This window comes from Halomonas sp. 72 (genome assembly GCF_052379785.1).
In the GTDB taxonomy this organism is placed as follows: Bacteria; Pseudomonadota; Gammaproteobacteria; order Pseudomonadales; family Halomonadaceae; genus Vreelandella; species Vreelandella citrativorans.
Genome location: NZ_JBQSYY010000002.1, coordinates 131,749 through 157,744, shown reverse-complemented (window position 1 = coordinate 157,744; position 25,996 = coordinate 131,749). Strand labels below are relative to the sequence as shown.

At 52.7% G+C, this 25,996-nt stretch carries 23 protein-coding genes; 9 read left to right on the top strand and 14 right to left on the bottom strand.

Features of this window, described 5'->3' with window-relative positions:
• Positions 1-616 precede the first annotated feature (616 nt).
• From ACT3T6_RS02655 to ACT3T6_RS02620, 8 genes are all read right to left on the bottom strand, one after another.
• The gene (locus ACT3T6_RS02655) at positions 617-1,456 is read right to left on the bottom strand and encodes an SDR family NAD(P)-dependent oxidoreductase (RefSeq protein ID WP_226912035.1); all 840 of its coding nucleotides are present in this window, start codon (positions 1,454-1,456) and stop codon (positions 617-619) included.
• A 1-nt stretch (position 1,457) separates the two neighbouring features.
• Complete coding sequence (locus tag ACT3T6_RS02650; protein ID WP_193055424.1) at positions 1,458-2,966, bottom strand: tripartite tricarboxylate transporter permease; 1,509 nt, start codon at positions 2,964-2,966, stop codon at positions 1,458-1,460.
• 5 nt (positions 2,967-2,971) lie between these two features.
• The gene (locus tag ACT3T6_RS02645) at positions 2,972-3,502 is read right to left on the bottom strand and encodes a tripartite tricarboxylate transporter TctB family protein (protein ID WP_193055252.1); all 531 of its coding nucleotides are present in this window, start codon (positions 3,500-3,502) and stop codon (positions 2,972-2,974) included.
• 66 nt (positions 3,503-3,568) lie between these two features.
• A complete protein-coding gene (locus ACT3T6_RS02640; RefSeq protein ID WP_193055251.1) occupies positions 3,569-4,561 on the bottom strand; it encodes a Bug family tripartite tricarboxylate transporter substrate binding protein in 993 nt (330 codons plus the stop codon).
• 65 nt (positions 4,562-4,626) lie between these two features.
• Positions 4,627-5,340 (bottom strand): SDR family NAD(P)-dependent oxidoreductase, encoded by a 714-nt coding sequence (locus tag ACT3T6_RS02635; RefSeq protein WP_193055250.1) that lies wholly within the window; start codon positions 5,338-5,340, stop codon positions 4,627-4,629.
• A 4-nt stretch (positions 5,341-5,344) separates the two neighbouring features.
• The gene (locus ACT3T6_RS02630) at positions 5,345-6,115 is read right to left on the bottom strand and encodes a citryl-CoA lyase (protein WP_193055249.1); all 771 of its coding nucleotides are present in this window, start codon (positions 6,113-6,115) and stop codon (positions 5,345-5,347) included.
• Positions 6,116-6,117: 2 nt separating this feature from the next.
• Entirely contained in the window at positions 6,118-7,644 is a 1,527-nt protein-coding gene (locus ACT3T6_RS02625; protein WP_193055248.1) for a class I adenylate-forming enzyme family protein, read from the bottom strand.
• The gene (locus ACT3T6_RS02620; RefSeq protein WP_193055247.1) at positions 7,644-8,441 is read right to left on the bottom strand and encodes an IclR family transcriptional regulator; all 798 of its coding nucleotides are present in this window, start codon (positions 8,439-8,441) and stop codon (positions 7,644-7,646) included. The genes ACT3T6_RS02625 and ACT3T6_RS02620 overlap by 1 nt, the downstream gene beginning before the upstream one ends.
• Positions 8,442-8,750: 309 nt before the next feature.
• Between ACT3T6_RS02620 and zigA the strand changes: the two genes are divergently transcribed.
• Positions 8,751-9,977 (top strand): zinc metallochaperone GTPase ZigA, encoded by a 1,227-nt coding sequence (gene zigA, locus ACT3T6_RS02615; RefSeq protein ID WP_193055246.1) that lies wholly within the window; start codon positions 8,751-8,753, stop codon positions 9,975-9,977.
• 71 nt (positions 9,978-10,048) lie between these two features.
• On the opposite strand, the gene ACT3T6_RS02610 is transcribed toward zigA, so the two are convergent.
• The gene (locus tag ACT3T6_RS02610; protein WP_193055245.1) at positions 10,049-11,443 is read right to left on the bottom strand and encodes a PepSY-associated TM helix domain-containing protein; all 1,395 of its coding nucleotides are present in this window, start codon (positions 11,441-11,443) and stop codon (positions 10,049-10,051) included.
• 257 nt (positions 11,444-11,700) lie between these two features.
• On the opposite strand from ACT3T6_RS02610, the gene ACT3T6_RS02605 reads away from it, so the two are divergent.
• Positions 11,701-12,261 (top strand): DUF2946 domain-containing protein, encoded by a 561-nt coding sequence (locus tag ACT3T6_RS02605; protein WP_193055244.1) that lies wholly within the window; start codon positions 11,701-11,703, stop codon positions 12,259-12,261.
• A gap of 259 nt (positions 12,262-12,520) precedes the next feature.
• Here the strand turns inward: ACT3T6_RS02605 and ACT3T6_RS02600 are convergent, their stop codons facing one another.
• The gene (locus ACT3T6_RS02600) at positions 12,521-13,579 is read right to left on the bottom strand and encodes an SDR family oxidoreductase (protein WP_193055243.1); all 1,059 of its coding nucleotides are present in this window, start codon (positions 13,577-13,579) and stop codon (positions 12,521-12,523) included.
• Between the two features lie 173 nt (positions 13,580-13,752).
• Here ACT3T6_RS02600 and ACT3T6_RS02595 point away from each other — a divergent pair, with 173 nt between their 5' ends.
• Both ACT3T6_RS02595 and ACT3T6_RS02590 read left to right on the top strand, forming a co-directional pair.
• Complete coding sequence (locus ACT3T6_RS02595; protein ID WP_193055242.1) at positions 13,753-14,703, top strand: LysR family transcriptional regulator; 951 nt, start codon at positions 13,753-13,755, stop codon at positions 14,701-14,703.
• A 148-nt stretch (positions 14,704-14,851) separates the two neighbouring features.
• On the top strand, positions 14,852-15,967 hold the full coding sequence (locus ACT3T6_RS02590) for a metallophosphoesterase (RefSeq protein WP_193055241.1): 1,116 nt from the start codon (positions 14,852-14,854) through the stop codon (positions 15,965-15,967).
• Here the strand turns inward: ACT3T6_RS02590 and ACT3T6_RS02585 are convergent.
• The 4 genes from ACT3T6_RS02585 to ACT3T6_RS02570 form a co-directional block, all read right to left on the bottom strand.
• Entirely contained in the window at positions 15,958-17,961 is a 2,004-nt protein-coding gene (locus tag ACT3T6_RS02585; RefSeq protein ID WP_193055240.1) for a RecQ family ATP-dependent DNA helicase, read from the bottom strand. The two genes, ACT3T6_RS02590 and ACT3T6_RS02585, sit on opposite strands and share 10 nt — an antisense overlap.
• A 136-nt stretch (positions 17,962-18,097) precedes the next feature.
• Complete coding sequence (locus ACT3T6_RS02580) at positions 18,098-18,316, bottom strand: DUF1653 domain-containing protein (protein ID WP_193055239.1); 219 nt, start codon at positions 18,314-18,316, stop codon at positions 18,098-18,100.
• Positions 18,313-19,206: a tRNA cyclic N6-threonylcarbamoyladenosine(37) synthase TcdA gene (tcdA, locus tag ACT3T6_RS02575; protein ID WP_193055238.1), complete on the bottom strand. Its 894-nt coding sequence runs from the start codon at positions 19,204-19,206 to the stop codon at positions 18,313-18,315. Before tcdA ends, ACT3T6_RS02580 begins: the two co-directional genes overlap by 4 nt.
• A gap of 12 nt (positions 19,207-19,218) precedes the next feature.
• Entirely contained in the window at positions 19,219-19,992 is a 774-nt protein-coding gene (locus ACT3T6_RS02570; protein ID WP_193055237.1) for a pseudouridine synthase, read from the bottom strand.
• 171 nt (positions 19,993-20,163) lie between these two features.
• On the opposite strand from ACT3T6_RS02570, the gene sodC reads away from it, so the two are divergent.
• The 5 genes from sodC to ACT3T6_RS02545 all read left to right on the top strand — a co-directional run bounded on the left by sodC (position 20,164) and on the right by ACT3T6_RS02545 (position 25,995).
• Positions 20,164-20,712, top strand: coding sequence for a superoxide dismutase family protein (gene sodC / locus ACT3T6_RS02565; RefSeq protein WP_193055236.1), 549 nt, complete (start codon positions 20,164-20,166; stop codon positions 20,710-20,712).
• A 201-nt stretch (positions 20,713-20,913) separates the two neighbouring features.
• On the top strand, positions 20,914-22,377 hold the full coding sequence (locus ACT3T6_RS02560; protein WP_193055235.1) for a carbon starvation CstA family protein: 1,464 nt from the start codon (positions 20,914-20,916) through the stop codon (positions 22,375-22,377).
• 255 nt (positions 22,378-22,632) lie between these two features.
• Entirely contained in the window at positions 22,633-23,472 is an 840-nt protein-coding gene (locus ACT3T6_RS02555; protein WP_226913700.1) for an ATP-binding cassette domain-containing protein, read from the top strand.
• A complete protein-coding gene (locus ACT3T6_RS02550; RefSeq protein WP_193055234.1) occupies positions 23,472-24,347 on the top strand; it encodes an ABC transporter ATP-binding protein in 876 nt (291 codons plus the stop codon). Before ACT3T6_RS02555 ends, ACT3T6_RS02550 begins: the two co-directional genes overlap by 1 nt.
• 127 nt (positions 24,348-24,474) lie before the next feature.
• Positions 24,475-25,995: an ABC transporter substrate-binding protein gene (locus ACT3T6_RS02545; RefSeq protein ID WP_193055233.1), complete on the top strand. Its 1,521-nt coding sequence runs from the start codon at positions 24,475-24,477 to the stop codon at positions 25,993-25,995.
• Position 25,996 lies beyond the last annotated feature (1 nt).

Sequence of the window (25,996 nt, the reverse complement as noted above, 5' to 3'; positions counted from 1 at the left end):
GGTTTACCTAGTATTTATTTTCCCAACGGCTAGGCGTTACAGAATAGACATTACTACTTACACCATAGCGCTATCACTCATCTTTCAGTATCGAATCTTAGAAAACCGTAAATAAACAATAAAAAATAACGTTAAAAAACAAAAACTAGCTTAAGGCACAACCACCACACTTGAGAGGTACCTATACACTTAACCGACGTGCTTGACGCATAAAAAGATGCATCCAGGAAGCCTTTGCCGTTGATGCCTATGGACACGATCAAACCTGAGTTTCTAGCAACATGAGCACGATCAACTTAACATTGGACACTTTTATGGTCGACTGGATGACATAGGGTTGGATGCCATGCATATCTTAAAGGACACCGGGACAAGCAGTGCGACTCTACAGCCGGCCAGATGTCATGTAAGCCATTGATTCCACGGGAACGAAACACATCAATCCATTTGGCACGGGTGTATTTACCGCGACACTGAGACGGCTAATGACTTCAACGCTGTTAGTTGTCCAACCTCCTGCCAGTATGGCGCACTAACTCTGGAGAAAACCTCATGCCATTAGGTTGGGTTCAGCACGCCCGTGAGACTATTCGCCAGACCGCCGGTCAGGCGTTACTCAAAATATAGGTGGTTGTTGCACAGTGGCAGAGAGCCCACCATCAATTAATATTTCTGTTCCAGAAATATACGATGCTTTATCAGAAGCTAAAAACAAAGCGGCTTCTGCGATATCAAACCCTGTTCCCATTCGGCCTAATGGGCATTGCATAGCTCGGGCAGCCCGCATTTCGTCGGAAGTTTTTTTTCCATAAGAATTAGCGAGTGTCTTTTCGATGCGCGGTGTGTCAATTAAGCCAGCAATTATCGTATTCGCTCTAATACCATAGCAGGCATTTTCCATTGCCAAGAGCCGCATGAAATGAATAGCCGCGGCCTTGGTGGTACCGTAAGCAAGATGAGGATATCCAACGTCACGAACCGCGGCGATAGAAGACGTTGTTAAGATAACTCCACTAGCCTTTTCACGCATGGAGGGCAGTACTGCTGAGGTAGCAACATGAAGAGAAGTGAGGTTGGCATCGCTAATACGCCGCCAGTCTGCTGGAGATGTCTGTTCAGAGGCTCCAGCCTTTCCTACCCCTACATTACAATAAAGTATATCGACCTGGCCTAAAGCCTCGATAACTTTGTATATAGTTGCGGTTAAGTCCTCATCCTTTGTAACGTCAATTTCAACCGCCCGGCCTTGACCGCCTCTACTTTTAATGAGTGCTAGGGTTTCCTGCGCAGCAGATAATTCCCGATCTGCAACAATGACGATCGCACCTGCCTCGGCGTACTTTACACAAATCGCTTTTCCAATCCCCCAGCCGGGGCCGACTGACCCACCGCCAAGCACTAAGACAACTTTACCCTCTAGATCTTTTATCATTATTAATCCACCTTTCTTATTCATTTCATATGCCGTCAGAATGGGCGCTACTGGCTCTGGACTTCGCTGCTTTTGCCGCTAGCCACTCCCGGCGTAACCCCATAAAAAGAGATAATGCGACCGCCGCTATAAAAAACCAGCAGATCCAGCTTCGGAAAAAGATGGATATGTCTTCTGATATCAAATAGGAACGTCTTAAGTTATCTTCGAACAGGGGTCCAAGGATGAACCCGATGAGAAAGGGGGCTGAAGCCATCCCTATCCGAGTCATTACAAAGCCAAGAAGCCCAAAGGCAAACATCATTAGTACATCAAACATCTGATTTTGGACGGCATAACTTCCGAATACGCAGAAAAGCAGAACCGATGGCAAAAGAATGTGCCGAGGGATGTCCGCAATTTTTGCGAAATGGCGTATTGCTAAACTACCGGCGACAAGCAGTACGAGTGAGGACAGCATTATCCCTGCAAAGATTGCATATATTATGGTTATGTTATCTTGGAAGAGTAGCGGCCCCGGCGTTAGCCCGTGAAGCATAAAAGCCCCTAAAATAACGGCAGTTACAACATCACCAGGTATCCCTAATGCTAAGAGTGGTATGAGTGTCGCCCCGGCGACACCATTGTTGCCAGATTCCGAAGCCGCCACACCTACAATTTCCCCAGTGCCGAACTTCTCCGGATGACTGGATACTCTCTTTGCCTCACCATAAGAAAGAAAAGCAGCAGCCGTAGCCCCCGTTCCTGGAATCGCACCAATGATCACGCCAATAAAGCTTCCGCGAATAATTGTAGGTAAGCACTTAATAAACTCAGGCATAGATACTCGACTTCGGTCTGCCCCTTTAACGGCAATCGGCATTATTTTTTGAACATAAAAATCGATAACCTCAGGAATAGCAAAAAGGCCAATAAGCAATGGAATGTAGCTAACACCACCCATTAAGTTGAAATTGTCAAAAGTAAAGCGCTGGGTTCCATAGACTAGGTCAAGCCCAATTGTCGAAACCAAGATACCTAAAGTTCCCGACATCAACCCTTTCATTAAAGATGATCCTGATATCGAGATTACAATTGTCAAAGAAAAAGCTATTAGCCAGAAATACTCTGGAGGTCCGAATTTTAACGCGAAACTTGCAATGGTTCCGGCTAGGAAGATAAGAGCAAGATTGGAGATTAAATCTGCCGTGCATGAGGAATATAAGGCTATCTTTAGCGCTTTTCCGGCTTTGCCTTTGCGAGCCATTGGGTAGCCATCAAGGATTGTACAAGCTGCTGCTGGCGTTCCAGGCGCTTTTACCAAAATAGCGGTAATTGATCCCCCGAAAATTCCTCCCTTATAGATTCCTATCAGAAGCAATATTCCAGTGATAGGGTCGAGCGAGAATGTAAAAGGCAGAGCCAGCGCTACAGCCATTGTTGCAGTTAGCCCAGGAATGGCCCCAACTGTCACGCCAACTAATACCCCGACCGTTATAGCAAGAAAGTTACTGAGACTGAAAAAAAGGGTAATACCCTCGGCGATGTTTGACATCATCGTCAGATCCATCCTTCAAGTAGGCCTTTCGGAAGCGGAACCTGCGCAAACAGCGTAAAGAATAGATAAAGAACTAGCGGAAGCCCGATTGAGACTGAAACCAGGATTAGAGGCCGTCGCTCTCCACCCAGCCAGATAAGAAACCCTGTAACCATTATAGATATCAACAACATACCGAGGTACTGAGTTAAAAAGCAATAGGCAAAAAAACAGGCGGCTACTAATAAAATATGTAACGGCCACCTACGCCTTAAATGGGTAGACTCATCATTTTCCTCTTTAGGAACCCCTAGGCCGATTGATGCCTGCATCCCGTAGATCAAGCCAAAAATCCCAATTAATGTGGTTAAAACGTAAGGTAGAAAGACCGGAGAGAGAGGAAGCCGCTCTACTGAAGCAGGTGAAACCACTCCCGCAGGAATTACAATCCAAGCGAAGAGAACTGAAGCCACAAATATTCCCCCCCCAAGCATGGCATCTTTTATGCTTTTTTTAGCAACAGCCTCGGGTCTCTGTTCAATGTCGTCGCTCATCGATAAGCCCTCTATAAACCCAATGAAGTGGAGCGGACGTAAATTTTCACGTCCGCTCTAAAATACTTACTCCACGGTCACGCCGGCTTCATCGACGACCGTTTTCCATTGAGCTAGTTCTTGATCGACATGTGAAGCAAGGTCTGCTGGTTCGCCACCTTCGATCGTGGCCCCTCGCGTCCTAGCGAATTCCTTAAAATCGTCGCTCTGCATCACTTCCTGCATTGCTTCGTTAAGTTTCGTAACCACTGCATCATCTGTTCCCGCTGGAGAAAATAGACCGAACCATGAAATGGCAGAAAATTCCTCAAGTTCGGCAATACCCGCCTCAGAAAGTGTGGGAACATCAGGCAATGCTGCGGATCGCTCACTCGTCGTGACTGCCAGAGGTCGGATTGCACCTGATTGGATTTGCGGGAGAGCCGAAGGCATATTCTCGAACATTACGTCAACATCCCCAGAAAGTAGTGCTGGCATTGCTTGACCACTTCCACGGTATGGTACGTGCGTCATCCGAGCCCCCGTACGTGCTTTAAACATCTCCCCTGATAGATGAATTGAACTTCCAACTCCTGACGAAGCGAATCTCATCTCTCGCTCATTGGCTTGATCAATAAATTCCTCTACCGAATTAATATTGCTCTCATTAGAGACCACCATCACATTCGGGATCGAAAGAAGATATATAATTGGATCAAAATCATTCTTCGCATCGTATTGCAGGTTTTTATAGACAGCCGGCGCAATGCCATGAGATGAAACGTTTCCCATAAAGAGAGTGTATCCATCAGGGTTTGCCATTGCAGCCTGTGTGCTTCCTAGCGTGCCCCCGGCTCCGGCCCGGTTTTCCACGGTCACCGTCTCATCAAGGACGCTTGTTAGCCCCCTTGCTACTTGACGAGCAAGTATGTCGGTCGATCCACCAGCACTATAGGGAACGATCATATTGATACGCTTAGTTGGAAAGTCCTCTGCTTGTGCGTTCGCTTGCGATGTGAACGCCATGAGTGAAGTGCTGACCAAAATGGACGACAACAGTGTCTTCGAGAGTTTTGTCATTATTTTTTCCTCTGCATGAATGTACCCACTCGGGGATTCTCCAGTGCTAATGCAACTGGAAACCTTTATACGGAGCCGATCGTCATGCCTCCGCAGATGTAAAGTACTTGCCCAGTAACAAAGCCTGATTTTTCGGATGCAAAAAAACTTACTGCATTAGCAACATCATCTGGCGTGCCTAGCCTTCCAACAGGTACGCGCTCAATGATGGATTTCGTGCGTGGATCGTCCGGCGGGTTAACCTCTTCAAACAGACTTGTTCGTATTGGGCCGGGGCCCACCGCATTGACAGTGATACCATGTCGTCCGAGTTCGAGTGCCCATGTTTTCGTTAAACCATGTAGCCCAGCCTTCGTCATCGAATAAACCGTTCTCATTTCTTTACCTAAAGCGGCGCGGCTAGAGATATTAACAATGCGGCCTATACCAGCCTTTTTCATTGCAGGAATAACAGCCTTGGCACATAAAATTGGTGCTGTCAGGTTGATGGAAACGACTTTCTCAATGCTATCAAGCTCGGTATCTTCAATCGCAGAAGGCATAACGATACCGGCATTATTGACTAGCCGAAGTACGCTATGAGTAGCGGTAAATTCGATGATTTTGTTCTCTGTCGCTATGGCATCCGCGAGATCGACCTCAATAAATTTCTCTGCGTATTCATGTTCAGGTTGAATCCGATCTACCACAACAACACGCAGTCCATCCTCAGAAAGGCGTTTCGCTATCGCACCACCTATGTTCCTTGAGCCGCCTGTAATAAGTACATAATTGGACATTTCTTTAATCCTCGTAGGGTATAGATTTATCGACGAGGTCCCAGATATATCGGCCTGAAGGGCGTTGCTGCTCTTCCGCAATATGGGCAACCAGACCGGCGGTGCGCCCAATAACAGAGAAGCCTCGCATCAGATCTACAGGAATACCCATTTCGCCAAGCAGTGCGGCTGTTGCGCCAGTCGCGTTGATAGTAATGTGCCGCCCTGTGATTTCATCAATAACTTCGGAAAGAAGATGGAGGGATTCGATATACTTTCCTGAGAACCCATTTTTTTGACCTATTTCTATAAGCCGTTTTGCCCGAGGATCGTCAGGATAATGTAGGTGATGCCCGAAGCCTGGGATGTGTGCTTTTCGGCCTCGATATTCATTGACGATCTCTTTAGCGTATGTTCTGCGTTCTTCGCCCTCTAATGAGGCAAGGCTGGCTAATAAGCGCGCATTGTTTTCCACGGTCCCGACAAACTGGCTTCCGATTGCTAAAAGCCCTGCAGCTACGGCCCCTTGTAAGTTTTCAGGTGCGCTCATGTAGACGGAACGCGTTGCTATGGCGCTAGGCGTAAAGCCATGCTCCATCATGGTGATTAGAACAGCATTCATTACTCGCTGCTCCTCAGGCTTAATTTGACGGCCAAGGATATGTTCCATCATCACGGAAACGAAATCAGATTGAGAGCCGGACTTGAGCATATCTTCAACGAGGTTTTTTTCCCGATAAAAGACCGCTGTAGGAGTATGTCGGCTTAGAGAAGTGGTAGGCGTTTTAAAGACCATAATTATGTATCCTTTTGTTTGCCGGCTTTGGCCGACTTTATATAGTCATCAATGAGCGTCTGCTTCTGAAGCTTTCCATACGCGTTGCGGGGTAGACGATCGTAGACAACAAGAGATTTGGGGGTCTTTACCGACCCAAGTTTTTCCTTAATGAATGCAATAATTTCATTAGGCTCCACCTGAACTCCATCACGTAATTCAACAGCGGCATGGACAGCCTCCCCCCATTTATCATCAGGTACGCCGAAGACAGCACAATCTATAATCGCCTCATGCTCAGCGATAGCCGGCTCTATATCGATTGGGTAGACGTTGAAGCCTCCTGTGATGATGACGTCCTTCGATCGCCCTTTAATGAAAAGAAAACCCTCATCATCGACAAAGCCAAGGTCACCAGTACGAAGCCATCCATCAACTAAAGTCTCAGCAGTTTTATCTGGCTGACGCCAATAGCCGGTCATGAGGAGGTCACCTCGCAGAACGATCTCTCCATTAGATCCAGCGGGAAGCAAATTACCGCTTTCATCGATAATGCCAACTTTCGAAAGAATGGTTTCACGACCAACAGAGGCCCGTTTTTCGGGGCGAAGCAGGTCTTGTGCAGTTATCATAGTGGCGATCTGCGGCGCCTCCGTCTGACCATAATTTGAAGCTATACAAGGCCCGAATATTTTTTGAGCATCAGCAATAGCCTCTGATCGCATCGGTGCCGATCCATAAACAAGGTTTCTTAGCCGATCGTAACTTCCCTCTTTGGCTTCAGGTATCTGCATCATCAAGTAAAGAACTGTCGGCGGTAAAAAAGTGGTAGTGATATCGCTCGTTAGTAAATAATGAAGCGTCTCTTTTGGTCGAGGCTGGTCCAAAATGACGATGGTGCCTCCGGTTGCTAGCGTCGGTAAAATATATGTCGAGGTTCCATGCGTGATTGGTGCCGCTGCGAGATATCGATCGCCCTCTTGCATGTCCCACGCCAAGATCTGTGTAACGATATTCGTGTTCCAAGCACGGTAAGGCTGCATTACTCCCTTTGGTTTACCAGTAGTACCTCCAGTGAACTTAATTGCTTGTGTTTCATGGAGTGGTAAAAGGTGAAAGGTCGGTTTCTTTCCTTCATATTTTCGGATCAATTTGGCTAATGAAGTCTGCCCTTCTTCTGCGCTCGCAATAAGAATCTTAGCTCCGCCATTCTTGACCAAGTGATGGCTATCCTCATCTACAACAACAATCGACATTTCAGTGAATTCAATCGATTGACAGATTTCCGCCTCTCTATTTTTTGGGTAGAGAGGAACCCACACTTTCCCCGCAGCCAGAACCGCCAGCCAAGCGATTAAGTGGTCGATATGATTGAAGCAACAAATGCCAACTCTGGAACCCGGAGTCGAGTCAATATCCTGAAACGCCGCAGCCAAAGCATCCGATTTATTCTTTAACACTTTATAAGTGATTTTTTCGTCGCCGAACTCAACTGCAATACGATTCCCATCTTTAAGTACTTGCCTATAAAAAAAGTCAATTGGGTACATCAGCGTCTCCTCTTAACCTGCATGCCTTCACGTTTGACGGCAGCACAAATCATCGCCGCAATCTGCTTTCGCCGTTCTTTGCTTAATCGAGAAATTGTGGTCGTCACGGAGATAGCGCCAATCAACGAATTTTCTGAGAACAGTGGTAATGCAATCGCACCGATATCTGGAATGACATAAGCATCGTTAAAAACGTAGCCTTGAGAATCGAGAAGACTTACTGCATCGCGAGCAATTTCAGCTGTCATACAGCCATACCTTAGATATCGCTCTGCCTCGGATATGATGACTTTTTCCCTCTCTTCGTCGGAGAGGCTGGCAAGTAGTGCGAGGCTAGCAGCGCCAACGCCGAGCGGGCGTCTTGCACCTATTTTTAAAGTATTGATTGTTATATGAGAGCTACCAGAAACAAGGTCGATACATAATGATTCGCCTCGAGATGGAACAGAAAGACAAACAATTCCATCAACCTCCTCCTGTATAGCTAATAAGGTTGGGTGTAACTTTCGACGAAGCTCAAGGAAAGCAACATCAGATCCAGCTCGTTCAACAATTTCATAAGGCATAAGCCCTAGATGGTAGAACTTAGAGTAAGGGTCAAGGCTAATGAAGTTTTCTTCAACTAAGGCATTCAGCAATCTGTAAGCTGTTGAAATATTTATTCCAGCTTTCGTGGAAGCCTCACTCAGATTAATTCCTTCTGAGCCTTTCTCTGCCACTGCAGTTAACAAAGCTAATCCTTTGGACAAGGAGGACTGAGCCACTTTATTGGATGGTAACGGTGTTTTTACCCGCATTAGTTCTTACCTTTTTATATTTTATTGTTCATAAAAAGGTAGCTCAGGGTAGTTTACGTTTGTATTAATCTTTCGTATTACGAAATTTATATTTTTACTAGATGAAAATATAAAACTAATAAATAGTTTAATTTACTTAATATTTATATATTAAGACAATGATAAATAAGTTTTTTTAAAAACCGAAGTGCCCATCCCTCCTTTCTTGCATCTGTCACCAAGCCTCACCATTTCGCTAACAGCACTTTCTAGTCGCCATATATTGTTATATTATTACATAACATAAAACCATTTAGAGGCATGCTAGCAATGACTGCGTTTTCTCCCCTGCCCGTTACCGTGCTGTCGGGCTTTCTGGGTGCTGGTAAAACCACTGTGCTCAATCATATCCTCGCCAACCGTGAAGGCCTTCGCGTGGCGGTGATTGTGAACGATATGAGCGAGGTGAACATCGACGCCGCGCTGGTGCGCGGTGGCCCGGGCGAATCAACGCTTGAGAACGAAGTAGCGCTTAATCGCTCAGAAGAACGCCTTGTCGAGATGAGCAATGGGTGCATTTGCTGCACGCTGCGCGAAGACCTGCTTATCGAGGTCAACCAGTTGGCAAAGGAAGGAAAATTCGATTATCTGGTGATTGAGTCGACCGGCATCTCCGAACCCTTGCCAGTGGCTGAAACGTTTACCTTTGAGGATGAGGACGGCCAAAGCCTTTCCCATATCGCCAGGTTGGATACGCTGGTAACGGTCGTTGATGGTGCCAACTTTCTTGCCCAATACCGTGAAGCGCAAAGCCTAGCGGAAGCAGGAGAAAGTCTCGGCGAAGAGGATGAACGCAACGTTGCCGACCTGCTGGTGGATCAGATCGAGTTCTGCGATGTATTGCTGATTAGTAAAACGGATTTAATTAGCGAAAAAGAGCTGGAGGCACTCAAAGCCATTTTGCACTCCCTCAACCCCGATGCCGAGCTGGTGCCTATTCGCCAAGGCGGCGTGCCGCTTAATAAAGTGCTAAATACTGGCAGGTTTGACTTTGAGCGCGCTCAGCAGGCGCCGGGCTGGTTAAAAGAGATGCGTGGCGAGCACGTACCCGAAACCGAAGAGTACGGCATCGGAAGCTTTGCTTATCACGCCCGTCGCCCATTTCACCCGGCCAAATTTCACGACCTGCTGCATTCCGAGTGGTTTGGCGAGGGTTTATTGCGCTCGAAAGGTTTTTTCTGGCTGGCCACTCGCCCTCAGTGGGCCGGGCAGTGGAGCCAGGCAGGCGGCATCGCCCATCACGGCATGGCCGGTATGTTCTGGAAGGCGGTTCCTGAAGAGCGCTGGCCAACTGACCCCGAGTACCGCCAATTCATCACCGAGAAGTGGGAAGAGCCGTTTGGGGATATGCGCCAGGAGCTGGTGTTTATCGGCCAAGGGCTGGATAAAGCCCGCATGCGTGAAGCGCTGGATGCCTGCTTACTCAACGAAGGCGAGCTACTGGAAGGCATGGAGATGTGGAAAACACTGCCTGACCCCTTCCCCGCGTGGGAATAAATCTGCTTGCAAGCGCCAAGGCCTCAGGTATCGACCTGAGGCCTTTTCTATTGCGCTTATTATCAGCGTTTTTACACGCTTCGGGGCTTTCTGGAAGCCGCCCAGCGCAGCGCATCAATAATCGCAATAATGATCAAGCTGCCGCCCAATACCGGTAAGGCGAACCCTAAAAGCGTTAGGATGGCGAGCAGGCCCAACTGAGCGGGCAAGCCCAGCATGATAAACAGCGCGGTCATGGTTTGTGCCTTATTCACCGTGGTGTTTTTAACGCGCTGCCACCACATCCGATAACCCCACACAATAAGAAACACCAGGGCCGCTGCAAATAGCGCCAGCACCAGCTGGTTAAGCAGGCCAAACAGTACGCCCATATGTAAATCAATACCCCAGCGCGTTAGCTTTGCCGCCAAGGGAAACGTTGAAAAATCCGTTTGCTCAAGAATACGCATATCGCTTGGGTTCAGTGCGATCTGGTCTACCTGAGTAGGCCAGCGGCGGTCAATTTCAGTCACACGCCACGCTCGGCCTTCGCTGGCAGGCGGTTCTAGCTGGATTCTACCTGCCAGTAGTCCTGCACTCCTGGCTGCCGCAAGCGCTTGGTCGAACCCTTCCGGGCTTACAAAATCTCCGGCTTCGGGGGCGCTGCTCACACCATGGTCGGCATGCATGTCGTGATGGGCATGGGAATCATGGCTCACTGCATCCCCTGGCGCGGGAAGCACGGTCGATACACTCGGCGTACCCCAGCCCCACGCCTGTCTTAATTCGCCAATATTGCCACCGGCCCATTGCGACCAGGTAAGCCCCGTGGCTGAGAAAAACAGCAGCCCGACGAGCGCAAAAACACCTACGGTTGCGTGCAAGCGCCTTGCCGCCATACGCGGGCTTGGGCTTTTAAGCGTTTTACGTCGCGCTAACCAAAGCACCAGGCCCAGCAGCGCAATGATCCATAACCATGACGCCGCTAGTTCGCTGTACAAACGCCCTATATCACCCAACAGCAAACCACGGTGAAACTGATCAAGCGCCGTGCGAAACGGCAATATGCCGCTGGTGCCGTACACCGTCATGTCGCCTTTTACGTCAAGCGTTGCCGGGTCTATAAAAATAGCCCGATGCTCGGAGGGTCCAAGCGCTGGATCAGCAAACATAACACGCGTGGTACTGTGCGCATCCGGTGCGGGGCGAACCGCGGCGGGTAGCGTGTCCTGGCCTATCACCCACTGCGCCGTTTCAATTTGCCGTGCCAGCGGCTGCGGTGCATCTTGGGTACTTACTGTTAAGGCATCACGGTAAAGCCACGATTCCACCGAAGGTGTTAAAACGTAGACAATACCGCTTAAGGCGGCCACCAGGATAAAGGGACCTACCAACAGCCCCACATAAAAGTGCATTCGCATTAATAGCGCAAAGAGAATTTTTCCATTTCGCCGGGGCAGCGTTGGATCGTTTTTTTTTGAGGACATGCTTATCATTTCCCAAGAGATATTAAACAGTGTGTTTTATCGGCATGACGTATATGCAAAGGATTATTGATTTTTAAAAAAGCTAACGATTAAAACGCTACAAACATCTTCTAAAATCATTCATATAAAGTGTGCGGTTATAGGTCGCATAAGGCTCAGCGATTTAAGGAATCTACCGTTAACGGATAATTTTATGGTTACACAGTACCGGACTGGTACAATCACGCTTCTTGTTAACCCCGTGAGAGCTGAATTTGATGCCACTGTCTCGCTCAGCACGCTTACCCTACTATCGCGTTACATTAGCGATGGCGTGGGTAGCCATGTGCCTGTTATTTGCGGGGCCGCTCATTTCTCAGTTCCAGGCCAGTCATCACGACCATGGCCACCATGCTCACAGCCACAACCACAGCAGCAGCCATCACCACAATGCGGATGCTGAACATCATCACTCTACGGATGAACACGCCGAGCACCCTGTAGCGCACTCTCTCCCACCCGATACGGCTACTGGCCGCGCGCTTTCCAGCACGTTGTCAGACTGGCACAACCAGTGTGGCTACTGTGAGCTGTGGCAACACAGCCCGTCGCTCTCTATTGCGTTACCCGCCCTTGCCCACGAAGCCTTCGTTGCGCTGGACGGCGCATTTCTAACGCTCCAGACCGGTGCGTTTTTTCAGTATAACTATCCGCATGCGTTAACTCGCGGGCCACCTTCTTTTATCTTCGAGCATTTAAAAACATCGACACGAACAGTGTTAATAGTAACGCGTAAAAGTAAAAAAGAAACAGGGTTGTTAGGCTTTTTAAAAGCATAACAAGGCCCGGGCTTAGTGCGCTTTACTGTTTTAAAGAATACGACAAATATCTTTTAATCTATTCCTTCACAACAGGCCAGAGCGACACTTACTGCTATACATTAGAATCATTAATAGCTTTGCTACTCTTTTAACCAGCATCCGGTTAACTCATTTTTTATCACCGCACTTGAGCCATTACATCCAAGAAGGCGCTCAGGAACGCAAAATGGGGTGCCATTAGGCACCCCGGTGGCGATTTTTCTGAAAGCGGTATGGCTCAAGGAATGATGCGTTCTGCGCGCAGGCGGGTGAACAGATCAAAAAACGCGCCACGGGTTTCGCGGAAGTGGTCAAAGCCGAAATCGCGTGACTTGGTCACATCGTTAACGCACTCAAGCTCACGACCAAGGTCGGCATCAGAGTGCCACCAGGAAGCTAGCCTGGTCACATCGGCTTCAACAAGGTCATGCTTTTCAGCAATGTCGGCCCAGATTGGCGCGCTATCGGCCATTTGTGTTTCCAGCGGCAGCGGCGTTTCCGGGCAATCGGCCACCTCCAGTTCGAAGAACTCGCCTATTTCACGCCACATCCGGCGCCAGCGGAAAACGTCACCGTTAACAGTGTTGAATGCTTCGTTGTGTACACCCGGAGTGGTGGCCGCCCACTCCAACTGGCGCGCCAGCACCAACGCATCGGTTAGGTCGGTCAGTGAATTCCACTGAGTCTGCGAGCCTGGAAAGGTAAACGGCTTGCCGGTTGCTTTGCAGATAGACGCGTAAACCGCCAGCGTCACGCCCATGTTCATGGCGTTACCCAGGGCATAGCCGATCACAGTATGCGGGCGGTGCACGTTCCAGCTGAAGCCGTCACGTTCGGCGGCGGTGAACAGGGTGTCTTCAAGGGCGTAGTAGAAGTTCTCACCCGGTACGCGCGGCGCGGATTCGCGAAATGGCGTTTCGGTCTTGCCGCTGCCGTAGCTCTCAAAAGAGCCCAGGTACTGCTTGGTGCCGGTTACCAGCGAGACATGCTTGATTTTGGCACCCTGCAGGGCATCCAGCAGGTTCTGCATCATCGCGCCGTTGGCCTCGACATTGTCCTTTTCGCTATCGCGCTTGACCCAGGTGCAGTAGAACACGTGCGTGATGGGTAAATCGGCCAGAGCTTTCTCGGTCGCTTCGCGATCCAGCAGATCAACGGCAACAGGGATAACACCGGTCTGGGTAGTGGCGCGGCGTGATAAACCATAAACAGTCCAGCCGCTGGCATTAAGATAGCTTGCCAGGTTACCGCCAGTGATTCCTGTCGCGCCTACGACAAGCGCGTTGCCTTTACGCATTATTGACTCCTTATCCAAATGAGATAACTCGCATCAATCCAGCGAGTGTTGACAAAGTGAGTTCTAAAATCGACGAACGCTGGGCTCGTATCGGTTGAGGCTTATTCTGGACAGCAGCCAAAGTTGCTACAATTGGAAAAACCGCAAATCTTTATTGCTGTAGGCACAACTCAATGGATCTCAATGCATTACGCGTTTTCGAGCGCGTTGCCGCAACCGGCAGCTTTACCGCCACGGCTCGTCATTTTCATCGCGCTGTGTCGTCTATCTCGCGCCAAATTGCGTCCCTGGAAGAGTCGTTGGGTCAGCAACTGCTCTATCGGCACACGCGGGCAGTGACGCTGACCGAAGCCGGTGAGCGCTACTATCAAGACGTGCGAGGCATCCTTGAACAGCTCGACCTGGCGACCGAAGCGCTGACAGCGCCAAATGCCGAGCCTTCCGGAGTGCTGCGCTTAAACGCGCCGGTCGCCTTTGGTCAGCGCCAAATCATGCCAATTCTGCATCGCTTTCAGCAGCGCTACCCGGCGGTCAACGTCGAGTTAATGCTGACCGATCAACTCACTGACCCAGTACGCGAGGGCATCGATATCACCTTTCGCGTAGGTGAGCTTGCTGACACTACGCTGGTGGCACGCCGCTTGGCCCCGATGAATTACGTGGTGGCCGCCGCGCCGAGCTATTTGCACAATGCAGGCACGCCGAATACGCCTGATGACCTGGCTCAGCACAGCTGCCTACTTTACCAGGGTGAAATGGGTCGCCAGCGCTGGTACTTCCACCACCCCGAGCAGCGCCAACCGCTGACCTGCAAGGTGGATGGCCCGCTTTGTAGCAATGATGCCGAAAGCCTGGTACAAGCAGCGCTCATGGGGCACGGGCTTGTCATGTTTCCGACTTGGCTAATCGCCGATGAGCTGGCCTCGGGAAAACTGCTACCCGTGCTTGAAGCGTGGCGCTGCGAGGTGGCCCCCGGCAGGCGCGATATTCATGTACTGTACGCGCAGCGTCGCCTGCATACGCGAAAGGTAAGCGCCTTTTTGGATCATCTGTTTGACATGGTGGGTCCAGCTCCCGCGTGGGATAACTGGCGCGAAAGACGCCTGCCCGATGAACGTACTTAGTGGCAACACTTAGCGAACGTACGTATCGAAAGCGCTTAGCGAATGCACGTAGCGTTGAACCACGCGATTTTTACACTTTTTTGATGAATAGCTAATTTAGTCGTTTATCTATATAACTACGCCCACTCTCTTATACGAGTTCCTTTTGATGTTTCACTTCATCGTTGCCATACCCTGCCTGATGGTTATTGCCCGTTTCCTGGTGCCGCTGCGTTGGCCGTTATGGGTCAAGATTGCCCTTAGCGCGTTACTGCTGCTCGTGTCACAGCACCACCTGCTGACGTTTTTGGCCTTTGGCAGCATGTTTTCCCCCGAGGTACCCAGAAGTATGGTGCTGATGATCAACTGGCTGTTCGGCACCGTTCTTTTCCTGGCGGCGTTACAACTCATCGTTGATGCGGTAACACTTCTTTTAATAGCAGCAAAAAGGCGGCGACTTAAAATCCCTGCCTCGTTACGTTATGCGATCGGGGTCATCGCGCTGGCAATCGCAGCCTTTGGGGTCAACCAGGCAGTACGCGTACCGCCCATGAAGGAGGTTGAAGTAACCATTACCGGGCTGCCCACGCAGTTTGACGGGTATCAAATAATCCATTTAACCGACCTGCATATTAGCCGGTTATTTGAGGCGCCATGGGTTAAAGCGGTAGTCACCAAAACCAACGCCTTGGCGCCTGATTTAATCGTGATTACCGGCGACCTGATCGACGGCGACCTTGAAACCCGAAGGTTGGATGTAGCACCGCTTCAAGCGCTTTCGGCGCCAGATGGCGTTTATGCAAGCCCCGGCAACCACGAATATTACTTTGGGTACGAGCAGTGGATGGCACATTACCAATCACTTGGTATGCAGACGCTGGCCAATCAACATACTGTGATCACACGAGACGACGCCCACCTGGTACTGGCTGGCATCACCGATTTACGCGCGCCGCGCACCGGCTGGCCTGCGCCGGATGTAGACGAAGCAATCGCTGGTGCTCCCGATAGCGCGCCGATCATCCTGCTCGACCACCAGCCTTTTGATGCCGCCAAGGCAGCTGCCGCCGGGGTTGATGTGCAGCTTTCCGGCCACACCCACGGCGGTATGATTTGGGGGTTTGATCGTATTGTGGCCTTGGCCAATAACGGCTTTGTCTCGGGCTTTTACGATGTTGACGGAATGACGCTTTACGTCAATAACGGCACCGGGCTCTGGCCTGGCTTTGCACTGCGCTTAGGCAAGCCTTCAGAACTCACCCGCATTACGCTGCGTCAGGGGTAAGCGCCAAGGGTAAGGCACCGCTCGGCCCACTGCCGTATTTCAGGGTAGGCGCGCTGCTCAAATACGCCAAAGCCATCAAGGCTTCGCGCCTTGAACGGTGTAAACACCGGCATACTCAGGCCGCACAAAAAATGGGCTAGCCGCTGGCTGTTGGGAGGCTGGCCCGTTTGCGCCGTATGGCGTTCCATAAAGGGCACGGCGTAACGGCTGAAATCGGCGTCTGTCAGTGCCGGTAAAGACGGCGCGGCAGGCAGTTGAACGCGATGCCCATAGCAGACCGAGCAGTGCCCGCACCGGCTGTCGTCGCTTGCGCTTAACGTGGTGTCGCCAAAGTGCTCGGTTAAACGCCGAGTCAGGCATGTGTCGGACTCAAAGAGCGCCAGCATGGCCTGCAGCCGCTCGATCTCGCTTTGCTCACGCACTAAGCACTCATCATATAGCTGGCTCGCCAGCCTCTCAAGGCTGAATGCCGGCTGACGGACGTCATACACGTCGGTCATTCGTTTGCCTTCCAGCGTCAGCCAGCCTTTGTCCTGAAAGTACTCAAGAGCGGTGATTACACGGGCGCGGGAGGCATCAATCTGCTGCGCCTGCCCAGCCGACTGCAGCCGCTCGAAATCCACGCTCCCCCAGGTGCGGGCGATGGGGATGTTGTCGACCAGCAGGCGGACAAAGGATCCCCGTTCGCCTTGAAAGCGCGCGACCAGCGCCTCTGGTTCAGTGTGATAACGCAGCCGGTACTCCGCCAGAAAGGCAAAGCGCGGTGCAATAATGCCGTGCATTTCCAGCCGTACCAGCAGGGTTTTCAATGGCAGCAGGCGAATATTGGTATCGCGCGACAACACATTGAGCAGCACTTCCCATTGCCGCTCGGGCGTGGCACCGGCAGCAGCGATCTCTTCAAGCAAGCGCACAATGCCCACATATTCCGGCGTATCGCCGTACACAAAGTTTTCCAGCACGCGCAGGCCATCGCGCCCTGCCATGGTCAGGCAAGTGGAAGGTAAGCCATCGCGCCCTGCCCGGCCGATCTCCTGGCTATAGTTCTCGATGGATTTGGGCAGATCAAAGTGCACGACGTTGCGAATATTGCCTTTGTCGATGCCCATGCCAAACGCAATGGTAGCCACGATGCACGGCGACTCCCCGCTCATAAACTGGCGCTGAATCTCGTCTCGTCGCGATGAATCCAGCCCCGCGTGATACGCCTGAGCGTTGATTCCCTGGGCAACCAAGGCGCTGGCCACCTGTTCGGCGGTTTGCTGCAAGGTGACATAAATGATGCTGGGCGCTTCATTGCCCGGCTGCATTTGGGGTTTTAGCCAATCAATCAAATGCTGCTGGCGGTTACCCGCCACTGGGTGCACCAGTAATTCAAGATTGGGCCGGTAGAAGCCGGTGGTAATCACATTGTTTGGATCAATGGAGAATTTCTCGCCCATGTCGGCGATCACCGCAGGCGTGGCCGTGGCGGTCAGCAGCAACACTTGCGGGATTACGAACTCGCGCTGGTACTCAGGCAACTTGAGATAGTCGGGGCGAAAGTTATGCCCCCATTCAGACAAGCAGTGGGCTTCATCGACCACTAACAGCGAAATATTCACCTGGCGTAGAAAATTCCGGAAACGCTCGTTCTTGAGCCGCTCCACCGACACCATGAGAATCTTCAACTCGCCACTTCTGGCGCGCTCCATCACATCACGCACGGTGTCGCGGTCCTGGGTAGAATCAATAGTGGCCGCCGCCACGCCATGCCGGGTTAAAAAGGCCAGCTGGTCCTGCATCAGCGCTAAAAGCGGTGACACCACCAGCGTTAAATGGGGTAGATGCAGCGCAGGCAACTGATAACACAGTGACTTCCCCGCACCGGTGGCGAAGATAGCCGCCGTGGAGTGGCCCTTTAACACCCGGGAGACCACGGCCTGCTGGCCACCGCGAAAGTCGTCAAAACCGAATACGTCTTTCAGCGTTTGTTGCGGCGTCGGTGAGGGCATATAGCTTCCTGATGGTGACGTACTGGAATAAGCGACGGCTTTTCAGCCAGGATTAGCCATCTGCTCTGCTCTGCTCTGCTCTGCTCTGCTCTGCTCTGCTCTGCTCTGCTCTGCTCTGCTCTGCTCAAAGAGTGCTCTAAAATGCCTTCTCAAGCGCAAAGCGCGGCTGGGTCTGGCCCTCTTTATTCACTGTCTCCATAAACATTTCAAGCGGGCGCACCCACAAACCGTACTCCCCATAAAGGGCGCGGTAGGCCACCAGCGGCTCTTCGGTTTCGCTGTGGTGGGCGGTGCCAACCACTTCGTAAAGTGCGCCTTTATAGTGGCGGTAAATACCGGGAACGGGGGCGGTCATTGGATTTCCTTCTGAGTGGCTGGCTGGTTGGCTTTTTTAGCCAGGCGTTCGAGCACTTTGGAGGCCGCTACAAAGCCGAACGTGCCGGTGACGAACGTGGCGGCGCCAAAACCGGAGGCGCAGTCCAGCCGGGTGGCATCACCACTGCCGGGCTTTTGCAGGCACACTTCACCGTCGCTACCGGGATACACCAGTTGCTCGTCGGAGTAGACACACTCGACCGAGAAGCGCCGCTTGGGGTTGCGCGAGAAGTTGTAATCCCGGCGCAGGCGCGAGCGCACTTTGGATAACAGCGGGTCGTGCTCAGTACGGGTTAAGTCGGCCACTTGAATACGTGTGGGGTCGGTTTGCCCACCGGCGGCACCGGTCACGGTAATCGGGATTTTACGCCGCTTGCACCAGGCAATCAGCGCGGCCTTGGCGATAACACTGTCGATAGCGTCCACTACGTGGTCGGCGTCCTCGGGAATGCGCTCGGCCAGGTTCGTGGGTGTGACAAACGCGGTGTCAGCGACAATGTCGATTTCCGGCGCAATCAGACGACAGCGTTCAGCCAGCACCTCTACCTTGGGCTGGCCGATGGTGCCGTCCAGCGCGTGCAGCTGACGATTGATGTTGGAGACACACACATCGTCCAGGTCGATCAAGGTAAGCTTACCGATACCTGAACGCGCCAGCGCCTCCACCGACCAGCTACCTACGCCACCTACGCCCACCACCACCACGTGCGCATGGCGAAACGCGGTGGCCGCGCGCTGCCCATAAAGGCGTCGAATACCGCCAAAACGGAACTCATAGTCGTTAGAAGCATAGTCGTTAAAAGCCGTGCCAGCAGAGGCTGGCTCAGCACTTGCCGGGGTAACCGGTGGAAGTGAAGGCGTAGTAGACATGGCAAGCTCTTTTTAAAGCATTTGAAGGGCAGAGGGCGCAGTCAGCGGCGGTGTCCGCACGCTGTCCAACGGCAGGTGGCCTGCCCAGCCTAAATGATGGAACAAGGCGGTCATGGTGTCATCCAGGGCGCAAGTTAGCGCAACCCGTTTAGCCAGCACGGGGTGATCAAAGGCTAAATGCGTGGCCGCTAGCAACAAGCGTGGCGCATTCAGTTGGTCGGCAAAAAAACGATTATGGACGCTTTTACCGTGCTTGGCATCACCAATAATGGGGTAACCGCGCCGCGATAAATGGCGGCGAATTTGGTGGCGACGCCCAGTGAGTGGGCGCGCTTCCACAAGCGAATAACGGGCTACTGGATAGCGGTCAACCTGAACGGGAAGCTCGACACTGTCCAGGCGGCGTATATCGGTCATGGCGGGCATCGCAGGCATTTCTGCTTTAGGCCGCAAGCCATCCTCTTCACGTAGCGGATAGTCCAGACGCGCCTCATCAGGTGCTTTGCCACGCACCACCGCCAAGTAGCGCTTTTCGACCTGACGTTCACTAAACGCTTCGCTTAAAAGCCCGGCGACAGTCGAGGAGAGGGCAAACACAATAACGCCCGACGTTGGCCGGTCCAGCCGGTGCACGGGATAAACGCGTTTGCCTATCTGGTCACGCAGTTGCTGCAATAAAAACTGCGTTTCACCCCGTGCCAGCGCCGAGCGGTGTACTAAAAGCCCGGAGGGCTTATGCACGACGACAAGGTGCTCATCCTGATAGAGGATTCTAAGCGGCAACATAGCACTTCCTGGGTAAAAACGAGGCGCTATTGTCGCGGCTGGGCAGGCTGATGTCATCCGTAACGTTATCTTAAAGCTAGCCAGCCAGCGTTGGCAACATGGGGACTCGGCAACTACCTTGTAAAGGCACCCCTTCGGGGGCTTCCACGGAACAGGAAAGGAGAACGAACGATGCGTTATTCAGCTCCGCTCACCGGTATCGCCGCAGCCCTGCTACTGGCCACTACCGCTAGTGCTCAGACAAATGAGAGCGAATCGCTTGAAGTGAATATGCACGAGGTAACATCCGAAGGCGTAAACGATGCACTCGGTACCGTGACGGTTGAAAGCTCCGAATTCGGGGGAGTGGTATTGACGCCTTCCATTACCGGTCTAGAGCCGGGTATTTATGGCTTTCATCTGCATGAAAACCCCAGTTGCGAACCGGCCGAAAACGATGACGGCGAAATGACCGCTGCTCAAGCCGCCGGCGGTCACTACGACCCGGACAATACCGATACCCATCAGGGTCCTTATGGCGAAGGCCACTTGGGTGACCTGCCGGTACTGACCGTCAACGACGATGGGGAAGCGAACCTGCCCGTGCTGGCACCTCGGCTGAGCATGGACGACATAACAGACCGCGCCCTGATTATTCATGAGGGCGGCGACACGTATGAAGACGAGCCACACTTGGGTGGCGGTGGTGCGCGCATGCTCTGCGGTGTGACACCTTCATAACGCGCTTACGTTTTGCAAGAAGATGACCGGGCAGCCTAAGGCTGCCCGTTTTCATATTGATGTGTGTCATTACGCTCAGTGGGCCACTAAAGTCTTAAAGCGGTTTGCTTAACGACACTGTACATTCTGCCAACTAATCAGCGCCCTAGCTGATTTTTCATCTGTCGTCTTTCATTATCCCATGACCACTGAGTGCCCAACATGATTACCTTTATCGTCTCGATACTGCTGTTAATCGTGGGTTATTTTACCTACGGTAAATTCGTTGAACGGGTCTTTGTCACTGATCGCAAGCGTCAAACGCCTGCCTATAGTATGCGTGACAACATCGACTACGTACCGATGAACACAACGCGTAACTCGCTTATCCAACTACTTAATATTGCCGGTGTCGGGCCCATTTTTGGCCCTATTCTTGGCGCACTTTACGGTCCGGTCGCCTTCGTTTGGATCGTGGTTGGGTGTATTTTCGCCGGTGCGGTGCATGATTATCTAACGGGCATGATCTCGATTCGCAACCACGGCGCTCACCTGCCTCAACTGGCGGGCAAGTTCCTGGGTAAAGTCATGAAGCACGTGGTTAACGGCTTTGCGATTTTACTACTGTTGCTGGTGGGTACCGTATTTGTCACCTCCCCCGCCGCGCTGCTGGACAATATGACGCCGATATCACTTACCCTGATTATTATGGCGATTTTTGTCTACTACCTGATTGCGACACTACTACCGATTGATAAGGTGATCGGCCGCATCTACCCCTACTTTGGTGCGCTGTTATTGTTCAGCGCAGCGGGTATCGGCATTGGCATGATCGTGACGGGCGCGCCGATCCCTGAGCTTTCGTTCCAAAATATGCATCCGGAAGGCGCACCTATCTTCCCGCTACTGTTTTTAACGATTTCTTGCGGCGCGCTTTCGGGTTTTCATGCCACGCAAACGCCCATTATTTCGCGCACAACGGAAAACGAAACCAGCGGGCGCAAAATCTTTTACGGCATGATGATCACCGAAGGCATTATCGCCATGATCTGGGCAGCAGCAGCCATGAGCCTGTTCCACGGTGATCAAAGCCTTTCTGACGTGTTGGCAGCAGGCGGTCCTGCGGCCGTGGTAAGCGAAGTATCTACCACCATGCTTGGCGCCGTCGGCGGCACACTAGCAGTACTGGGCGTTATCGTTCTTCCGATCACCTCTGGCGACACCGCGTTTCGTAGCGCGCGCATGATCATTGCCGACTACCTGAAAATTGATCAGCGCCCGATCGTTAAGCGTCTGCTGATCGCTGTACCTCTGTTTGTCGTGTCGTACGCACTCACCCACATGGACTTCACGCTACTGTGGCGCTACTTCTCTTGGGCAAACCAGACCACCGCCGTGATCGCGCTATGGGTCGCCACGATGTATCTGGTGCTATCGCGCAAACCGTACCTGATTACGTCAATTCCGGCGGTCTTCATGACCATGGCTACCTTTACCTATATCGCCTACGCGCCGATTGGTTTTGGCCTGCCACTGCAGGTGAGCTATGTGGTGGCGGCACTGGGTACGCTGGTGTGCATCGCCCTGTTTATGAAGCGTGTACGTCGCTTGAGCCGCGCGACCTTTACGGTCGATGAGCCTGCTACGAACTTTAGCGAAGACGTTCTCGCGGCCTCCTCCAAATAAATCCATCCCCCGGGCAGCCTGCTGCCCGGTATGCATTAAGCGCTGCACCGTCAGCGCTTTTTTTGTGTCTATCCTTTTGTCATCTCTGCTACATTTTTCATCACTCCCGCACCTGCTCTTTCTATTACTCTCTTTCTATTACTCTCTTTCTATTACTCTCTTCCTCTGCTCCCGGATTTTATTACGGCATATTGTCGACCCCATAGAAAACGTTATATCATAACCATTAATAGCGATTTAATGGCCTGATTTGAGATGTTGGCAATGTGCAGCGACCCCGTTTTATCCGTGCGTAATCTGCGCATTCAAATTGACCAACAGCCGGTAGTTGATGGCCTCTCCTTTGACGTGATGGCCGATGAGCGCGTATGCCTATTGGGCGCATCGGGGTCGGGGAAATCATTTACCGCGAAAGCGGTGTTAGGGCTTTTACCGCCTAATGCTCAGGTACAGGGAAGCATTCGCCTTCTTGGCCAGGACGTTATTCACACCCCTGCTGCACAGCGGCGCAATGAAACCCGCGTATCCATGGTGTTTCAGGATTCGCTTTCGGCGCTCAACCCGCTGGTGACTATCGGCTCCCAGCTGCGCGAGCCCTTCACGCGCCACCACGGCTTATCGCGTAAAGCGGCCATGCAGGCCGTTATTGCGTTACTGGAAGCCATGGGGCTTCCTGACCCTCAGCGGTTGATTAAACGCACGCCTGCCGAGCTTTCCGGTGGTCAACGCCAGCGCGTGTGTATCGCGCTTGCCATGGCCTGCAAAACCTCGTTGCTCGTTGCTGATGAGCCTACGACCGCACTGGATGTCGTCACCCAGGCGCAGGTACTCCGTGCCCTGCGCGAACATACCGGCAAAACGGCCACGTCTCTGCTGTTTATCACTCACGACCTTCACGCCGCCGCTCAGCTGTGCCAACGCGCGGTGGTTATCGAGCGCGGCGTCATGATTGAAAGCGGTGAGCTGGATACCCTGATTACCGCCCCACAACACCGCTTTACTCAAGAGTTAGTGGCCGCGGCACACAGCGTACAGCCAGCCGAGTTCACGAGCGTGGCCGAACCTCTATCCGTTGATTACTTAAAGAGCGCCTGATGCAAAGCCCCCTACCGTTTAGTCGTCAGGAAGCACTCGTGGGTAGAGAAGCATTTATATCGGCACGCGGGCTTAATAAAAGCGTCACGCTGCCACGTGAGGTGTTTTGGCGAGCAGGTGAGCGTAAGCACATCATCAACAATGTTGACCTTACACTTTACCCCGGCGAACGTGTGGGGCTGGTGGGCTTGTCCGGCTCGGGTAAAACCACCCTACTACGCTCGCTTCTAGCCATTGAAGCACCTGATAGCGGATCGATCACCTGCCAACATAAAGTAGTGCGCCCCGCGTCCACGGCCCGCCTGCGCTGGTACCGCCAAGCGGTTCAGTATATTCCCCAGGACCCGGCTTCTTCGCTTGACCCGCGAATGAGCGTGCGCGCACTGGTTGCTGAGCCGCTGATTCGCCTTCAGGTGAAGTGCGACCCGATTGAGCGCGCCCAGGAAGCGCTTGAGCACGTGGGGTTGGGCACTGCATTTCTGGACCGCAAACCCCATGAGCTTTCCGGCGGCCAGGCGCAGCGGGTAGCCATTGCCCGTGCCATCGCTACCCGCCCGCGTTTTTTACTGGCCGACGAGCCGCTTAGCGGGCTTGACCTGCCGGTGCGCGCCCAGGTGATTAACGTGCTGAAGCGGCTTTGCGATGAGAACGGCACAGGCCTGCTGATGGTGTCCCACGATTTATCCGTGGTCGCCAACCTGTGCAAGCGCACCCTGGTAATGGACGACGGCAGGATTGTTGAAGACCGCCCTACCACAGAGCTTTGGCGCACACCTCGCCATCCCATCACGCTTGATTTGATCAAGGCCGTCTCTCAACTGCCTACCTGCGCTTACCCGCACTGTCGTCCGACGGACGTGGGGGCGCTTTTATAGCGGGCTTATAAACAACCTATCCGCGACGAATAATCCGTTTCGCCAACATGGCGTCCAAGCGTTTGCTTACGAACGTTTGGCGGCTTTTTTTAACGTCTACTTCTGTTCCTGACATGGAGACTCCCCAATGCTACGCCACAAGTTTCGCCTATCGTTACCCGCTGTCCTGGCCGCGCCTTTTCTACTCGCTGGCTGCTTTGATAATCAGCGTGATGAAACCTCTGCCTCACCAGACGCCGACGAGCGAATTAGCGTCGCGATGCTTCAGCCGCCGCGTTCAGGGTTGAGTCCATTATCCGACGACGCGTTTAAACTATCGCGCTGGAGTAACGCTGAAACTCTGGTTCGTCTGGACACCAACAGTGACCCGCAGCCGTTCCTGGCGACCGAGTGGGAGCAGGTGGACGACCAAACGTGGCGCTTTGTGATTCGTGACGGTGTGGTTTTCCACGACGGTACCGAGCTGACCGCCAACGACGTCGTGAACTCCCTGACAGCCGCCACTCAAGCGGCCCCCAAGCCGCGTATTCTGGACGGCGTTAACATGACCATTGAAGCCGATGGCGACAATGCCGTGCTGGTGCGTACCGAGAAAGCCGACCCATTAATTGCCAACCGACTTTCCAGCCCGCAGCTGGCGATTCTAGCCGCTAGCGCCTATGGCGACGATGGCCGAGTGAATCCCATCGAAGCAGGCACCGGCCCTTTTGTTTTGAAAGAGATCAATGGCACCACCAGCGCCACGCTTGACCGGTTTGATGATTACTGGGGCGAGCCCGCCGCCATTGCTGGTATCGATGCGGATTATGTATCCGACGGTACGGCGCGCGCCGCTGCCCTGAGAACCGGCACCGCCGATGTGGTAGAAGCCATTCCAGTGTCGCAAGTGGCGCTGCTGGACCAGGCGCTGGTGCACGAAGTGCCCATGCCGCGCACCAACACGCTGTATCTGAACACGCAATCAGGCCCCATGGCGGACCCCGGCCTGCGAGCGGCCGCGCGTGAAGCGATTGATCGCGCCGCCATTGTGAAGACCGTTTACGAAGGTCGTGCCGATATTGCCGAAGGTCTACTGGGTCCGGCACTGGCCTGGGCAAGCGACTACCGCACCTCAATAGATGACCGTGCCGCGCCTACCGCACCAGAGGGCGTCGAAATCACTCTGGCGACCTTTACTGATCGCGCTGAGCTGCCGGAAGTCGCCGTCCTGCTTGAGCAGCAGTTGACCCAGGCTGGCTTCAAGGTGACGCAGGAAGTACGCGAGTACGCGCATATTGAGTCCGACGCGTTAGCCGGTGAGTTTGACGCCTTTATCCTGTCGCGTGCCACCGTGCTGGATTCTGGCGACCCGGTGGCCTACATGTACAGCGACTTCGCCTGCGAAGGCTCTTTCAATATCGCCCAGCTTTGCGACCCGGCCGTTGATGAGGCGCTTGCCAACGCTTCACAGCAGCCCACCGGTGAAGCACGCCGCCAAGCGATTATCGACGCTGAAGCCGCTATTCTGCGCACCGATGCGGCGATCCCGATGCTCCACGAGCGGGTCATTCAGGGGGAATCGGCACGGGTTAGCAACGCCGAACGCGACCCGCGTGAACGCATGCTGATCACCGAAAAAACCGCTATCGATACTGATAGCGAGTCCTGAA